The organism is Hyalangium ruber, assembly GCF_034259325.1.
Lineage (GTDB): Bacteria > Myxococcota > Myxococcia > Myxococcales > Myxococcaceae > Hyalangium_A > Hyalangium_A rubrum.
On record NZ_JAXIVS010000002.1, the window covers coordinates 187,190 to 202,288 of the forward strand.

Consider the following 15,099-nt stretch of genomic DNA (forward strand, 5'->3'; position numbering starts at 1 on the left):
CGTTCAAGAAGGCTCCGGGACGCGGAGCCTCTTGAGCAGGTGGGGGGGGTGGAGCCTCTTGAGCAGGTGGGGAGCGCGGAGCCTCTTGAACCGTTCGGACACAACCGGCCAAGAGCATCAGGAGCAGGAAGAGTGCCGTGGGGCATGGAGCGCGCGTACGCGAAGAGAGCATGGTGGGGGATTGTCGCACCGTGCCTTCTCCCCTGGAATGAATCCCGGAGCGAGTGCCCCGTCAGAAAGGACAACACGACGAACACGACGGAGGAACTCGCACATGGCTCTCAAGACCGGCTTCTTCTCCTTGGCTCTCGGCGCGCTGCTCCTCGGTTCCACCGCTCAGGCGGCGGACGCCCAGGCCGAACACTCCGCTTCCGGCGTCGGGGCTCAGACGCAGTCGCTGCGCGGCTCCCACGGCAACGGCAACCGCTACCGCAACCCGCGGCCGTCGCCTCCGGCGAACCAGCAGGGCCGCTACGAGCTGAAGGTCGTGCAGAAGTGGGTGCCCGCTCGCTACGAGCAGGTGTGGGTGCCGCAGGAGTGCAAGTACAAGCCGCGCCGCAACACCACGAAGTGCGAGGGCGGCTACTACGAGCAGCGGCAGGTGCCCGGCCACTACGAGCAGGTGGAGGAGTGGGTGTGGGTGCCCGCCTCTCGGTACGGCAGGTGGAACGCCGTGGCCTCCCGCTAACGCGGGCCTCACGCGGTCGCTCCCACGGGTAGGTGGGCAGCCAGGCAAGCGCGGGGTTCTTGGGTCTGCTTGAGCCCTGCTCCAGGGCTCCCCAGCTTGAACCCAATAGAGCCCTTTCCTGGAGGCCCGAGTGCCAGATCAGAACCCTGAAATCGGCCCGCCGGCGGAGCCACACGTGACTCCTCCGGTCGAGCCCTACGTGCCGCGGACACCCCCGGAGATCTCTCCCTCGAGAGAGAGCCAGCCGGAGATTGAAAAGCCGGCGCCCCCCCACGTGCCCTCGCCTCAGACACCGGACCTACCGCGTCCGGATATCCGCTCGTAGCGCGCGGGGGAGTCCGAGCCCGCGCTAGCGGGTGGCGACGGTGGCGGCGGAGGCCTTGGCGGCGGCCACGGCGGCGTCGATGTCCAGCTTGCCGCTCGTGCTCACCTTGCCCTTGAGGTCCGGGTCCACCTCCACCGTCTTCACCAGCATGTCGCGCACCTGCGCCGCCGTCAGGTTCGGGTTCTCCGCGAACATCAGCGCCGCGGTGGCCGCCACGCGCGGGGTCGCCATCGAGGTGCCGCTCATCTCCTCCCAGCCGCCGCCGGGCACCGTGCTCAGCACGTCCTCGCCCACCGCGGCCAGTTCCACCACCTTGTCGCCGTGGGACGAGAAGCTCGCCAGCTTGTCGTTGCGCTTGTCCATGGACGCCACGGTGATGACGTTCGGCATGTCCACGTTGGCCGGGAAGTCCTGCACCTTGTTCATGTTGCTGCCGTTGCCGTTGGCCGTCGCCGCCACCAGCAGGATGTCCGCATCGGCCAGCTTCTGCACCGCCGTCTTCCAGCGCGCCTGCGAGGCCGCGTCCCGGTACTCGTCACCGAAGCTGGCGTTCACCGCGCGGATGTTGGCGCCCTTGGACTTCATGTCCACCACGTAGTCCACCGCGCGCTCGAAGTTCGTCAGCAGGTCCTTGCCGTCGTACAGGCCGCCCACCGAGAGGATCTGCGCCTTGCCCGCCGCCACGCCCGTGTTGCCCTCGCCATTGTCCTCGGCGGCGATGATGCCCGCCACGTGCGTGCCGTGGTCCGCCCCCGCGCCCTTCATCGGGTCGCCCGAGTTGAAGCCCACGTTGAAGCCGTGGATGTCGTCCTTGATGCCGTTGTTGTCGTTGTCGATGCCGTCACCCTCGACTTCACCCGGGTTGGTCCACATGGCCCCGTCCAGGTCCGAGTGCTTGGCGTCCACGCCGCCGTCGAACACCGCGATGACCGGCGCGCCCGAGGGCTTCGGCTTCGGCTCGCTGCCGCCCACCTGGCCGCCGGCCTCCGGGCCCCGGGTCTGCGGGGAGAACGGGCGAACCGTCAGGTTCTCGGAGGGGTTGATCAGCGGCGAGCCGGGGCGCAGGCCCGTGGGGCGATCCACGAAGGAGCTGCGGCCGGGGCGATCCACGACGTTGGAGGAAGAGGGCGCCGTGTCGAAGCCGTCCACCGGACGGCCCACGCGGGACTCGGCGCGGGCGGCGGGAGCGGCGGGCTTGGAGGAGGCCGCATCCGAACGCGAGGTCTGCGGCTGGATCGAAGGAGTCGAGAGCTTGTTGATGGTGGTCATGGTGCAACCTCGCGAATTCAGGGGCCGTGTGGCTTACATTTGAATTGTCGGAACGAGGCGCAGGAAGTTGCCTATCCACCCACAAATAACTCCATTTTACCTACATCGGCTCCTTGGACAGGGTGCGAAGGGCAAGCCGCAGTAGCTCATCGTCGGAGAGCTGTTCGGTGGCCAGGACGGAGAGGTCCGCCTTGAGCCGGTCCACCTTGCCCTCTCGGACGACGTGGAACTCACCCGTGGCCTGGTGGGGAATCTTCGAGGTGAAGTCCACCCGGGCCTCGCTGAGCATGGGCCGCATCTTCTCCAGGGAGGTCTTCTCCTTCACCCGGCCGATGAACCAGGAGCGGATGGTGTCGCGGCACTTGTAGTCGAAGTCCCCTGGGCTCTGGGTGGCGAGCATCAGGCCGAGGCCCGCCGAGCGCGCCCGCTTGAGCAGACTCTCCATCGGCTGCTTGGTGGCGGGCTGCCGCATTGCCGGCAGGTACATGTCCGCCTCATCGAAGAGGAGGACCGCTTGCAGCTCGGTGGAGGGGTTGCGGTTGAGCCAGCGTGTCACCTCGATGAGCAGCTGGGAGACCCAGAAGAGGACGTTGTTCGTGTCTCCGAGGAAGCGGGTGCTGATGATGCTCAGGCGCGTCCGGCCTGGCTTCGCGTGGGCGCCCCGGCCCAGCAGCACATCCATGTCGAGCTTCTCGGATCCACTGCTCAGCAACGACTCGGTATCGATGCGGAGCCGGTCCAGGTCTTCCGCCAGCTTGTCGAACAGCTTCGTGTCCAACCGGCCCGCGGCACTGACGAGCCGAGGATCCTTGTCAGCGATGAAGTCGCTGAGCCGCTTCAAGGTGACGCCCTCCGGGGAGAGCTGGACGAACTGGTCGATGGCCTGGCTCAGCAGCGTGCGGCAGGACTTGTCGCGTGGGCTCTGTCGGTAGTCCAGCATGCCCGCCAGCGCGTCCGCCGCGTGGCGTGTCGCCTGCTGCCGATCGAAGGCTGGGAGCTGGGCGAGCCCGTCCGGCACGATGGGAATTGCGAGCGGGCGCCCCTGCGGGTGGCCTGGCGTGAAGAGGGCCACATCCAGGCACTTCCTCAGCCGGGCCTGACGCTCAGCGCGCTCTTTTCCGTCGACGTCGCGCGTCCAGAACGCTTCCGCCGCGTAGCCGGCGAGGTCACCCTTGCGGTCGACGAGAATGACCGGGATGCCCTGGAGCAGGAGCTGCTCCACGAGGTTCAACGCCACCGTCGTCTTGCCACTGCCGGAGCCCCCCAGGAACGCCGCGTGCCGGGTGAGCTCATTGGGCTGCAGGATGACCTCCTCCTTCAGGAGGCTGTCCATGACTCCGGCGCGGATGGGCACCCGAGGCTTGGGAGGCGCCGAGGGAGCCTGCTCGCTGGCCACACGTGGCGCCGCGGCCACGGGAGCAGGGGGCGGGGGCGCGAGAGGCACCACGGGCTTGGGTGGAACGGGCTTGCTCGCCGCAGCCTCCGGCGGAGGCGTGCGCACGGGTGCCTGGGGCGCCGAGGCCGTGGAGCCCAGGTGATCCAGGTCCAGGATGTCGCGCACCGGCTTGAGCTGGGTAAGGGGCTGGACCGACCGGAGCCAGGCGGCAAACTCGGGATGGGACTCGTGCTTCTTGCGGAACTCGCGCAGCGCCAGGATGACGCGGCTGTCGCTGTCCTCCAGCACCGCGCTGCGTCCCCCCTTGGCGATGAGCTTCCCCAGCTCCATTGCCGCGCTGGAAGTCGGGCTGTTGGGGAACGAGCTGGTGCGCACCACGACGGGTGTCTGCCCCCGGGCGGCCTTGCGCGCCTGTTCAAGTTGCCGCAAGAGCGCTCCGCGTCCCGAGCCCTTGTTGCAGAAAGCCACCCGCAGCCGCTCCTGGCCCGGGGACATCCCCACGTGGATGACCTCGCCCTCGGCCTGGGCGTCGAAGCGGTGGCCCGTCGTCAGCTCCTCCGAGGCAGCGCGAAGAGCCCAGACGAGCAGCGTGGCCAGCTCTGCATCCTCCTCGGGCGGCGCCTCGGCATGTGCGGACCGGAAGTCGTTCCACGCCTGGTCCAGCGCCAGGGCCTTCGGCTCGGGGGGAGGCGGCGCGCTCTCCACCTTGCCGCTGTCCAGCGGGAAGCGATCGGGCACCGTACCGTCGCGGATGGCGCGCTCGCGCCAGACTCGGCACGTCTCGAGCACGTCCCGGGCGCGCATGCCGGCCAGCGCCTCGAACCCTTCGTGGGGGAAGGGGAAGGTGGGCTCCGCATGATCAAAGGGCGCGTCTTTCAGCTCATAGAGGTGTTCCAGCCGGCGCTCGGCGATACGCCGGGCTTCGTCGGCCGTGCGCAAGGCCTCCAGCTTGACGAAGGGCGGATCCTTCTCGATGCGGTCACGCAGCGACTGCGTGAGCTGATTGCTCAACCCGCTCCAGAAGTTGTGCAGGCAGCTGACGACGATGATCGACGAGGGCACGCGGTCGGCCAGGGCGCAGAGCGTGGTCATCACCCGGCGGATGTGCGGCACCTGCTGGGTGTTCTCGAAGTCGTTCAGGCCCTCCATCTGGTCCACGAACAGCACGAGCGAGTGGCCCAGCGCCGCGATGAGCCGCCCCAGGTGCTCCACCATCTCCAGGGGCTCGTGGTCATGGATGCGAGGCACCAACCCACCGAGCCACTTGCGGTCACTGTCCGAGAGGTTCTCGCACCGCAGGTACTTGAGCACGCGTCCCTTGAGGCGCGGGTCATCGCGCTGGAGGAAGAGCAGCGCGCGCATCAAGTCCAGGTCGACCTTCTCGAAAACGGACTGACTCTTGAGTTCGTCGGCGGCGACCTCCACGAGGTTGGGGATCTCCTCGGCATCCGCCTCCGGATGCGCCAGCAGGGAGGTTACGTCGGCCACCTTGCCGCACTTGGCCAGCAGCGCGTCGGAGATCTTCTCCAGCCCGGAGTGGGCCTCGCCGGGCTCGAGGTAGGGCTGGTCCAGCGAGGTGATGAGGTTGCTGAGGATGTAACGGCCGTAGTTGGACGAAGCCGTCGTCATCTGCATGTAGCCCACGAAGCCAAGCGAGCGCTCGTGGGCCTCGGAGCGGAAGGCCCGCAGCAGATGCGTCTTGCCGCAGCCGGAGTCTCCGAGCAGCAGCAGGATCCGTCCCGAGTCCGGGCCTGGCGGGGTCGTCGCACGCAGCAACAGGCGCTCGAAGGCCGCACGGGCCTCCTGATGCACCGTCTCCACATCGAAGGGATCCTGCTTCCGAACGTCGGGCTGGTGCTGAACGGAGTGGAAGACCTCCGTATCCGAGAGGAAGGCGGCGAGGCGGGGATCGATCTGGGTCGTCAAGGGCTGCCCCCGAGGGAAGGGCGAGGGATTGACTGCGGCTACAGGGCGATGAAGTGAAAGGTGGCGCCGAGGTGCTGGATCTCCGAGGCGGACACATCCGCGGGGTCCATCAGCTCCACCATGTCCGCGCGGCTCAGGGACAGCAGGCGCTTCTGGTTGGCCTCGATGAGGCGGCGCTTGAAGGACTGCTCATCCAAGCCCTGCCCCTGCATGGCACGCCAGACGTGGGAGATGAAAACCCGGTCGTCTCCGAAGCGCCCGCTCGTCGCGGTGCGAGCCGCCTGCAGGACCCGCCCGGCGAAGTCGTGCAGGACATCCTGAACGGGCTGAACGGGCGCGGGAGCCGACTCGGCGGGCGTGGACTCCACGGCCGGAAAGGCCCACGCGCGCAGGGCCGCCAGGCGCAGGCTGTCCGTGTCCGTGCGCCGAGCCCCCACGCTCCGGGCGGCCAACTGCTGCAGGGCCTGCGCGGGAGCCACCTCGCGCGAGGCTTGCAGCGCCCGGCCGAGCAACACCGCCTGCACTGCGGCCAGGGTGAATGGCTTGTCGGTCTCCACCCCCAGCTGTCGCCAGCACAGCGCATCCCGAACCTGCGCGAGGCTCTGGGGACTGGAGGCCGAAAGCCCGAGCTGCTTCTGCACGAGCACCGCGCGCATGCCGTCGGCACGACCCAACCGGGACAGGTTCGCCGAGGAAGGTGGCAGCCCCAGCGCCAGCGCCACCAGATGCACGCGCTTGAGCTGCTTCCAGCTCGTACCCTTGGCCAGGCGCTCCACCCCGAGCGCCGCGAGCCCTCGGGTGCGCCCCTCCGGGGTAACGGTGAGGCCCTTGCGCGCGTTCTGCAGTACGAGGCCCCCTTGCTCGAGCCGGGTCAGCGCCTCCTCGAGCCGGGTGCTCCACTCACCGCTGCTCCAGCGGTGCTCTGCGAAGGGCTTCAACGCGCGCGACAAATCGCTCCGGGCCCCCTTCCCCTCGGCGCGCGTCAGCAACCACGCCAGCGCCAGCTCCCCGATACGCGAAACGTCATCCCCCACCATCTGCATCCTCCCCAAGAGGCGGTGGCACTCTCGCCAGGTCGCGCCTCCGTGAGACTACCTGACGGAGCGTATCTCGAATCTCCCGCCACCGGGCTACTACATCGTCGGCGAGGAACCGGAGAACCAGGTAACCGTGGAGTTGCAATTCCAGGTCCTTGCGTCGGTCCCGCCGGTAGGCCTCGGGCCCCCGGAAGTGATAGTAGCCGTCGATCTCGATGGCCACACGCAGCAGGTCGGACAGGAAGTCTACCTCTACAGGCCGATTGTGGATTCTGAACTTCGCGCGCTTGTTGAGTTCGAAGAGCCCGTGAGTGTCCGGAAATTCATCGAGCATCATCCGCAGGAATCGCTCGGCTTCGCTTCGCGCTCCATCCGCCTCGGCGGGATTCGAAGCGGCGGCTTCGCGCCCCCGGGCCGCCTTGGCGAACTGGGCGAGCAACTCCTCCGAGACGCCATCCTCCGCCAGCCCGGACAGGGAGTCGGAGAGGGTGTCGGCGTGCCGAACCCCATGCGCCTCCAGCCGCCTCCGGAGCTCGACGGGTGAAGGTGCCTCCAGCCCGATGAGCCCCTCCCGCACCATGGCATGCGCCTGGGTTTCACTGCTCCCCAGGAAGCTGTCGACGGCCGGGCGCTCCGTGTTGAGCGCCAGGGGCAGCAGGGGCACGGCGTCACACAGTCGTGCCGCCGTCCGCGCGGCGCGCGCGAACCAGGTTGGCTCCACTCCGGTGAGCAGGAGCGCCGGGGCCGTGCCCGCGGGGACGAGTGTATGCAGTGCCGCGAGGACACGAGCAGGCTCCCCATTACAGGCGGCCAATACCGCGCTGAAGAGAAGTCCCCCGGCGTGCCCGGTCGAAAGCTGGAGGAGGACCTTGCACACCGCCGTGGCATCACCGTCTGGAGCCAGGGGGAGGAACTCCTGGAGAACGACGTCGCGCTCGTAAGTCGTCCTTCCCTCCAGTCGTGTCCGCAGCTCACCCGGGGCCAGGCCCACGCACGCTCCCAGGAAGTCCGCCGCGTCGGCCCGGACGTTCCTCTCGCGGACCAGGGTCTCCACCCACGCACGAACCACTTCCACTTCCACCTCCGCCACCACGGTGCAGAGCAGCCGGCGGCGCGGCTCGAGCCAGCGGCGCAGCAAGGTCATGGCATGTCCCGAGCGGCCCACGAGCACGGTGAGCGTGGGGATGCCCTGCTCCTCCCTCCGGCGCTGGTGCCGCTCCAGGGCCTGCTGGACGAAGGCGTCACTCCGAGGCTCGAGGGCAACCAGGGACACGGGACAAGCCTCCTCGGCGGAGCGCCAGAAGTCCGGAGTATCTTATCTGCGGGCGGTGGTGCCCTTCGGCGTACGTCCCCGGGTGAGGTGCGTCACCGCCTCGCCCAGGCCCTCGAGGGTGAGGGGGAACATGGAGAAGACCCGGGCGATGGCCGCGATGGTCGAGCCGGCCCAGATGCGCGGCGACTCCGGGTTGAGCCACGCGCTGCGCTCGAAGTGCTGGGAGAGCTGCATCAACCAGACGAGCCCCTCCACGCCATCCTGCGAGTAGTTGCCGTTGGCATCCGTGCGGATGCCCAGCTCATAGGGCGCCATGTACGCATCGCCCACGATGACCAGCTTGTGGTGCCGCCCCACCTGGCCGATGAGGTCCGGCACCGTGATTCCGCCCGTGAGCTGCGGGGTGGCGTACAGCTTCCCGTACACGCAGTTGTGGAAGTAGTAGGTGCGCAGCTCCTTGAAGTGCGTGGCCCGGCTCGCCGCGCTGAACAGCCGGCTCACCAGCGCCGCGTACGGGTCCATCGAGCCGCCCGAGTCCATCAGCAGCACCACGCGCGTGTTGGGCCGGCGCTGTGGCCGCGTCACCACCTCCAGCTCTCCCGCGTTCTTCGCCGTGGCGCTGATGCTCTCGTCCACGTCCAGCTCGTCCGCCACGCCCTCACGCGCGAAGGCGCGCAGCTTGCGCAGCGCCACCTCCAGCTGCCGCGTGTCCAGCACGATGTCGTCCCGATAGCCCTGGTACTTGCGCTCTCCGGCCTGCATCAGCGCCGTGCCCTGCCGGCCTCCGGTGCCTCCCACGCGGATGCCCTGCTGCGGCGCGCCTCCGTTGCCGAAGGGCGAGGTGCCCCCGGTGCCGATCCACCGGTTGCCTCCGTCATGCCGCTCGCGCTGCTCGCGCAGCCGCTCCTCGAAGAGCTGCCGCAGGGCTTCGACGTCCAGCGAGTTGAGCAGCGCCTGCTCCTCGGGGGTGAGCTCCTTGCGCTCACGCGCGTCCTTGAGCCAGTCCATCAGCTCGCGCGTCAGCTCCAGCCCCGCCGACTCCATGCCCTTGAAGTGCGCCAGGAAGGCCTGATCAAAGGCGTCCAGCTGCGTCTCCGAATGCACCAGCAGCGCCCGCGCCACGTGGTAGAAGCCATCCAGGCTGCTGTCGTGCAGGCCCGCCTTCAGCGCGCCCGCCAGCGCCAGCGCCTCCTGCGCGCCCACCGGCACCCCGCGCTTGCGCAGCTCATAGAGGAAGGGCAGGAACATGGCGCTCGCCTCCTCTTAAGCCCGCGTCCGCCGACCGCGCCCGAACGCCTCCGACACGGCGATGAGGTCCTGCTCCTTCTTCAGCAGCGCGCCGAGGAACGGCAGGTTCTCATCCAGCTTGAAGCTCTGCACGCCGCTGGCCTTGAGCACGGCGATCCAGTCGATGAGCTCGCTGGTGGAGGGGCGCTTGCGCAGCCGGGTGAAGCCGCGCAGCTCGTAGAAGATCTTCAGCGCCTGCTCCGCCAGCGCCTCTTCCAGCCCCGGATGGTGGACCCCGACGATGCGGCGCATCAGCTCCGTGTCCGGGAAGTCGATGAAGTGGAAGACGCACCGGCGCAGGAACGCATCCGGCAGCTCCTTCTCGTTGTTGCTGGTGATGATGACCACCGGGCGGTGCGCGGCCACCACCTCGTCGTTCGTCTCCGTGATGCGGAAGCGCATCCGATCCAGCTCGTGGAGCAGGTCGTTGGGGAACTCGAGGTCCGCCTTGTCCACCTCGTCGATGAGCAGCACCACGCGCTCGGGGGAGGAGAACGCCTCGCCCAGGGGCCCCAGGCGGATGTAGCGGCGGATGTCCTTCACGTCCCCGTCGCCGAAGCGCGAGTCATACAGGCGCTGCACGGTGTCGTAGACGTAGAGCCCGTCCTGGGCGCGCGTGGTGCTCTTCACGTGCCAGGGGATGAGCCGCAGGCCCAGCGCTTCGGAGATGGCCTCGGCCAGCAGCGTCTTGCCGGTGCCCGGCTCGCCTTTCACCAGCAGCGGGCGCTGGAGCACCAACGCGCAGTTGACGGCGGCCTGGAGGCCTTCGCTGGACAGGTACTTCTCGGTTCCACGGAATCGGGAGGTGGGCGTCATGGAGGTTACTCCCTCCTTTAACACCCTCGGCCCTTCCGTGCGCTCCGCACTGCCTCCCCTGGCAGGCCGGCCCTCGGCCCTGTTGGCAAGGCCGGCTCCAAGCCTGCCCGGGGATGCCAGGCCCCCCGCCCGTGGGTGAAGGGGCCCGGCTCCGCGACGAGGCTTAGTCCCCGCCGCTGTTGTCGTAGACGGTCAGGTTGTCGGTGCTGATCTTGCGACCGACGAAGCGCAGCGTGACGTTGCAGCTCGGGATGCCGCCGCAGTCGGCGCCCGCACAGGCCGAGCTCAGCGCCAGCGAACCCTCGAGGGTCTTGCCCAGCTTCTCGATCGTGTAGGTGGCCGAGGTGGTGTAGATCTCGGTGGTCGACTCGCGACGGGTGCGCGTGGTGGTGAAGACGGTGTTGTCCTCGACCTTGCCGCCCTGGATGGCCTCGCCGCCGATGGAGATGTCCTCGGCCTGGCCCAGGCTGTAGTCGATGTTACCGGGCTCCAGGTACTGCACGTCGTCGATGCCGTCCCAGATCACCCACTGCTCTTCGTCCACCATGTTGGTGGTCTCGTCCGGGTTGGTGGTGGGGACCTGGCCCGCGCGGAAGCAAGCAGCGGTGTTCGCGAGCGTCACCCGCTCCATGGCCACGCGATAGATGGACGGCTGGCTACCACCGCAACCCAGAAGACCACTGACCGCCACAACGGCTACTGCCAACTTGATGGAACGCATTCCTGGACTCCTCATGAATGAAAGGGCGACTGGCGCCCGTCCCCCCCACGGCCGGCCCGCGAGGCGGGTGCTTGGCGCCGAGGCTGGGGGCCCCGGGCGGCTGCCGAGTATCAGGTAGCGCACAGATCAAGCAAGCAAAGAGCCGCCCGCTTTCTCGTACCACCTTGGAGGTAGTGAGCAGGCGCCCTGCCTGGAGAGCAACCGGGCGACCTGGGCCTCCCACCCGTGGCGGCGGCCCGTTACCCATCACCCCGAAGCAGCAGCGTGGGTAATCTCACCAGGGTTCACTGTCTCTCGGTTCCGGGTGTATGGCTGACACACCTTTACGCATCGTGAGCTACAACGTCCGATACTTCGGCCACGCGCTGCGTGGGCTGGCGAGTACGGTCGGTCCCAAGCGCCGGGTCTCCTTGGCGATCTCCTCGTTGGAGCCGTTGCCGGACATCGTCTGCCTGCAAGAGGTGGAGACGAGCTCGTTCCGCAGCTCCATCGCGCACCGCCCCCAGCACGCGGGCGAGACCCAGCTCCAGGCCTTCATGGGCCGCATGGAGGAGATCTTCGGGGCGCAAGGGCGGGAGATGCCCTACGACGCCTTCTACTTCCGCGCCCACCACTACAAGCTGGGCGACTTCTCGCTCTACACCACGGGCCTGGCCATGCTGGTCAACCGCAGGACGCTGCGGGTGGACCGGCACAACGTGGAGGCCCCCGCTCAGATTACCTACCACCACGTGCAGCGGCTGAAGGAGCGCAAGCAGAGCCGCATCTGCGCGCACATGCGGCTGGTGCGCGCCGACAACGAGCGCGCCTTCCATGTCTTCAACACCCACCTGAGCCTGCCCACCCCCTTCGCCCGCGAGTTCTGGGCCACCAAGGACAAGATGGGCCGGGGCGTCAACCAGCTCCACGAGGCGCGCACCCTGGTGAACCTGCTGCATGAGCACGCCCAGGGCGAGCCCTTCATCGTCGGCGGGGACTTCAACTCGCCGCCCGCCTCGCCCGTGTTCCATTACCTGTGTGACGAGGCCCACCTCACCAGCGCCCAGGTCGCCGTGGGGCAGATAGACCCGTCGGCCACTCGAGGCTTCCCCACCGCGGGTTTCATGCACATGCGCATGCACCTGGACCACCTCTTCTCCAACGGGGGGGTGCGCTGGCTCGACATGGAGGAGACGCGGCCGTTCGGGGACCTCTCCAGCCGCTTCCACGGGCTGTCGGACCACATGCCGCTCATCGCCCGCTTCGAGCTGGCGAGCTGAGCGGCCGCTTCAGGCCAGCGTCTTCTCCAGCTCGGCCCAGGCCTCGAGCAGCTCGCGCGTCTTGCGCTCGGCCAGCTCCTGGAACTCGGGCGCCATGTGCGCCACCTTGTCCGGGTGGTAGCGCGTCACCAGCGCCCGGAAGGCCCGCTTCGCCTCCTCCTTGGGCGTCCCGGGTGCGATGCCCAGCACCTGCCAGGGGTCCCTGCCCGTGGGCTGCGGCGGCGGAGGTGGCGGCTCGGCCTGGGCGCGCGTTCCACGAGGAGGCGTCGGATCCCCGGGGCCAGCGCGCGCGCCCGAGGGAGCCGCCTGGCGACGCGGGCCGGGCTTGCGCGCGGGGTCCGGCGCGGGAATGCGCGAGGAGAGCTGGCTGAGGGCCTCCTGCAAGTACCAGAGGTCCTCCCGCGGCACGCCCCGCTTGCGCAGCACGGCGCGCGGGCGGCCGCCCTCGAGCAGCAGGAAGCCGCTCGAGGCCGCATAGGCCTCCTGCTTGCTGCGCGGGTAGAGCCGCTCGCCCAGGTCTCCGAGCGGGTCCCTCCACATCCCCTCCACGGTGCCCTCGTCCGCCACGAGCACCTGCGTGAGCGTGTGGCCGAAGCTGGCCTCCAGGGTGTCGAAGGGCTCGCGCTCCTCGGGCGGGCGCATGCTCGGGCCGTGACGCACCCCCGTCACCAGCAACGGCCCTCGCGTCCCGTCCACCAGGGCGAAGAGCTTGTCGCGCACCTGCCTGTCGGAGAAGAAGAGGACGTGTACCACGGGCCGGAAGACTACGCGCTCACGTGGCCTGTTGTGCAGCTTCCGTCACGGGCATGGGTCCGCCTGCCCGTTCGCGACCCGGGCGTCCCTGGGTCGCCTCCCCTGCCCTCGCGTCGGAGTCACATCCCCCCTCACCGTACCTACCTCTATAAGGAGAGGAGGGGATGCGTGCCCTCCCCGGGCGGCCCAATCCCTGTGTTCCACCCGAGGAGCCTCGCACCTGCCAGGGAGGCCTGACGGTGACACCCGCGGACGGCGGCGAGTTCAAGCTCCTGATCGAGGCCATGGCCGACCCTCTGGTCGCATGCGATGGGGAAGAGCGCATCGTCCACCTCACCCAGTCCGCCGAGCGGCTGCTCGGCTGGAGCCGCGAAGAGCTGCGCGGTCAGCCCTTCAACCGGCTCGTTCCGACGCGCCTGCACACCGTGGATGGGCGCTCCCTGTTGCGCTACCTGCTGGATCGCCGCTGCTCCGATGGAGGCTGCCCCATCCTGCTACCGCTCCAGCGCCGCGAGGGGGAGGAGCTCATGCTGGAGGTGACCGCGGGCAGCGCCCGTGCGGGCGAGTCCGAGCGCGTCGTCCTGTCCCTGCGCCGCATCCCCGAGGCCCCCGACTTCCGCCGCACGGCCCTGGAGCAGGATACGTCCATCCGCCTCTGGCAGTACGGGCATGCAGGGGAAGCACACGCGCCCGCCGTCGCCGAGCGGCTCTACCAGGTCATCGTCGAGAACGCGCCGCTGGGGATCTTCCACTTCGATCGCACCCCCATCGTCACCGCGTGCAACGACTACTTCGTGCGCATCATCGGCTCGTCCAAGCGGCTCATCCTGGGGCTCAACCTGCTCACCCTGCGTGACGAGCGCATCATGCGCTGCATCCGCGCCACGCTCACTGGCAAGCACACCCGCTTCGAGGGGGAATACCACTCCATCACCGCCAAGAAGGTGACGCCGGTGCGCACCCTCTTCGCGCCCTGCTACGACGAGCACGGCGAGGTTTCCGGAGGCGTGGGCATCATCGAGGACATCACCTGGCAGCGGCGCATGGAGCAGGAGCGCGCCACCCGCGAGGCCCAGGTGAACACGCTGCTGGACACCGCGCCCATCGGCCTGGCGTTCCTGGACATGGAGCTGCGCTACGTGCGCATCAATGACGTGCTGGCCCGCTTCAATGGCCACCCGCCCGAGGCTCACCTCGGCCGCCGACCCCGGGAGGTGCTGGGCCCTCCGGGCGCCCTCCTGGAGCAGCGCCTGCAACGGGTGCTGGAGTCCGGAGTGCCCATCGAGAAGGTGGAGCTGAGCAGCAGCGCCGACTTCGGCTTCCCCGGCCCTGAGCGCTTCTGGGCGAGCAGCCTCTACCCGGTGCGCACCCCTGACGGCCGCGTGTTGGGCCTGGGGGCCGTGGTGGAGGACATCACCGAGCGCCGGCACGCCGAGGAGGAGCGCACCCGTCTGTACCGCGAGGCCCAGGAGGCCGTGCGCGTGCGCGACGACTTCCTCACCATCGCCTCCCATGAGCTGAAGACGCCGCTCACCCCGCTGGCGCTGCGCCTGGCTGGCCTCGAGCGCCGGTTGGACCGGGGCGAGCAGGTGGACCCCTCCAGCCTGCGCCACGCGCGCCAGCACCTGCTGCGCCTCACCGCGCTCATCAATGACTTGCTGGATGCCTCGCGCATCGAGTCCGGGCGCCTGGCGCTCCACCCCCAGCCCACCCGGCTGGACACCCTGGTCGAGCACGTCATCCACGTGACGGAGGGCACCCACGACGCCGAGCACCGCATCGAGTTCCAGCCTCCCGCCGCTCCCGCTCAGGTGCTCGGGGACCCCTACCGGTTGGAGCAGGTCATCGCCAACCTGCTGGAGAACGCGCTGAAGTACAGCCCCGACGGCGGCACCATCCACGTGGCCCTGGAGCCGCGCGGCGAGCTGGTGCTGCTCACCGTGCGGGATCCGGGCATCGGCATTCCCCCCGACCAGCAGGAGCGCCTCTTCGAGCGCTACTTCCGAGCGCGCAACGTCTCCACCCACTCCTACGGCGGGCTGGGGCTGGGGCTCTACATCTGCCGCGACATCGTCGAGCGCCACGGTGGCAGCATCTGGGTGGAGAGCGAGGTGGGCCGCGGCTCCACATTCTATGTGGCCCTTCCGACACTGCCGGCGACCCCGGTGGCGCCCCCTCACCTGCCCGAGCGCCACGTCCACTGAAACTCTTGCAGGGCGCTCTGCAAAAAAGACAGGCCCTGTGTCCACCGGTGCTCACTTCAAGGGGGCAACCGCTCGTAAAACGCGGCTCCCAGCGCTGGCACGCGGAGTGCTTAAGAGTCCGGTGGGAGGAAGGACTTCAAGGATG

At 68.9% G+C, this 15,099-nt stretch carries 11 protein-coding genes; 3 read left to right on the plus strand and 8 right to left on the minus strand.

Annotated elements, in window-relative coordinates; genetic code table 11:
* Positions 1-274 precede the first annotated feature (274 nt).
* Positions 275-688 carry a hypothetical protein gene (locus SYV04_RS05845; RefSeq protein ID WP_321544619.1) on the plus strand — a complete coding sequence of 138 codons (414 nt, stop codon included), beginning with the start codon at positions 275-277 and terminating at the stop codon, positions 686-688.
* A 349-nt stretch (positions 689-1,037) separates the two neighbouring features.
* Here the strand turns inward: SYV04_RS05845 and SYV04_RS05850 are convergent, their stop codons facing one another.
* The 7 genes from SYV04_RS05850 to SYV04_RS05880 all read right to left on the minus strand — a co-directional run bounded on the left by SYV04_RS05850 (position 1,038) and on the right by SYV04_RS05880 (position 10,738).
* Positions 1,038-2,282 (minus strand): S8 family peptidase, encoded by a 1,245-nt coding sequence (locus tag SYV04_RS05850; RefSeq protein ID WP_321544620.1) that lies wholly within the window; start codon positions 2,280-2,282, stop codon positions 1,038-1,040.
* 100 nt (positions 2,283-2,382) lie between these two features.
* The gene (locus SYV04_RS05855; RefSeq protein WP_321544621.1) at positions 2,383-5,604 is read right to left on the minus strand and encodes a BREX system ATP-binding domain-containing protein; all 3,222 of its coding nucleotides are present in this window, start codon (positions 5,602-5,604) and stop codon (positions 2,383-2,385) included.
* A 38-nt stretch (positions 5,605-5,642) separates the two neighbouring features.
* Complete coding sequence (locus tag SYV04_RS05860; RefSeq protein ID WP_321544622.1) at positions 5,643-6,641, minus strand: hypothetical protein; 999 nt, start codon at positions 6,639-6,641, stop codon at positions 5,643-5,645.
* Complete coding sequence (locus SYV04_RS05865; RefSeq protein WP_321544623.1) at positions 6,628-7,914, minus strand: endonuclease domain-containing protein; 1,287 nt, start codon at positions 7,912-7,914, stop codon at positions 6,628-6,630. Before SYV04_RS05865 ends, SYV04_RS05860 begins: the two co-directional genes overlap by 14 nt.
* Positions 7,915-7,956: 42 nt before the next feature.
* On the minus strand, positions 7,957-9,162 hold the full coding sequence (locus SYV04_RS05870) for a vWA domain-containing protein (RefSeq protein WP_321544624.1): 1,206 nt from the start codon (positions 9,160-9,162) through the stop codon (positions 7,957-7,959).
* Between the two features lie 15 nt (positions 9,163-9,177).
* Entirely contained in the window at positions 9,178-10,017 is an 840-nt protein-coding gene (locus SYV04_RS05875) for an AAA family ATPase (protein ID WP_321544625.1), read from the minus strand.
* Positions 10,018-10,180: 163 nt separating this feature from the next.
* Entirely contained in the window at positions 10,181-10,738 is a 558-nt protein-coding gene (locus SYV04_RS05880; RefSeq protein WP_321544626.1) for a hypothetical protein, read from the minus strand.
* A gap of 308 nt (positions 10,739-11,046) precedes the next feature.
* Between SYV04_RS05880 and SYV04_RS05885 the strand changes: the two genes are divergently transcribed.
* Entirely contained in the window at positions 11,047-11,997 is a 951-nt protein-coding gene (locus SYV04_RS05885; RefSeq protein WP_321544627.1) for an endonuclease/exonuclease/phosphatase family protein, read from the plus strand.
* Between the two features lie 9 nt (positions 11,998-12,006).
* On the opposite strand, the gene SYV04_RS05890 is transcribed toward SYV04_RS05885, so the two are convergent.
* Positions 12,007-12,750: a J domain-containing protein gene (locus SYV04_RS05890; protein ID WP_321544628.1), complete on the minus strand. Its 744-nt coding sequence runs from the start codon at positions 12,748-12,750 to the stop codon at positions 12,007-12,009.
* Between the two features lie 164 nt (positions 12,751-12,914).
* Here SYV04_RS05890 and SYV04_RS05895 point away from each other — a divergent pair, with 164 nt between their 5' ends.
* Positions 12,915-14,954 (plus strand): PAS domain-containing sensor histidine kinase, encoded by a 2,040-nt coding sequence (locus SYV04_RS05895; protein ID WP_321544629.1) that lies wholly within the window; start codon positions 12,915-12,917, stop codon positions 14,952-14,954.
* Positions 14,955-15,099: the final 145 nt, after the last annotated feature.